Raw genomic sequence first — 484 nt, 5'->3', positions numbered from 1 at the left:
CCTGTCGATGGGGCAGGGCATCAAGTTGTTGGTAGACCAGGGTTTCATGACCCGTTCGCCGCATCTGCTCAATCAGTCCATCGGCATTTTCATGTTGCTGGTGCTCGGGCTGGCGCTGGGCACCTTTGCCCGTTTCTATCTGGTGTCGTGGATAGGCGAGCGCGTGGTCGCCGACATTCGCCGTCAGGTGTTCAATCACCTGGTGTATCTGCATCCGGGCTTTTATGAGGACAACCGCAGCTCGGAAATCCAGTCGCGCCTGACCGCTGACACCACGCTGCTGCAATCGGTGATCGGCTCGTCGCTCTCGCTGTTCCTGCGCAATTTGCTGATGGTCATCGGTGGTGTAGTGCTGCTGTTCATCACCAATCCGAAGTTGACCAGCATTGTCGTGATTGCACTGCCGCTGGTGATCGCGCCAATCCTGATTTTCTGCCGCCGCGTGCGCAATCTTTCGCGCCAGAGCCAGGACCGTATCGCCGAC

General features: G+C 58.3%; 1 protein-coding gene. It reads left to right on the top strand.

Features of this window, described 5'->3' with window-relative positions:
* Positions 1 to 484: ABC transporter transmembrane domain-containing protein (locus J5M56_RS24785; RefSeq protein ID WP_243430903.1), on the top strand; the 484-nt coding region annotated here is incomplete at both ends.

This window comes from Pseudomonas sp. 51_B, from assembly GCF_017491595.1.
Lineage (GTDB): Bacteria > Pseudomonadota > Gammaproteobacteria > Pseudomonadales > Pseudomonadaceae > Aquipseudomonas > Aquipseudomonas promysalinigenes.
The sequence above is the reverse complement of the archived record's forward strand: the minus strand, read 5'-3'. Positions and strand labels throughout refer to the sequence as shown.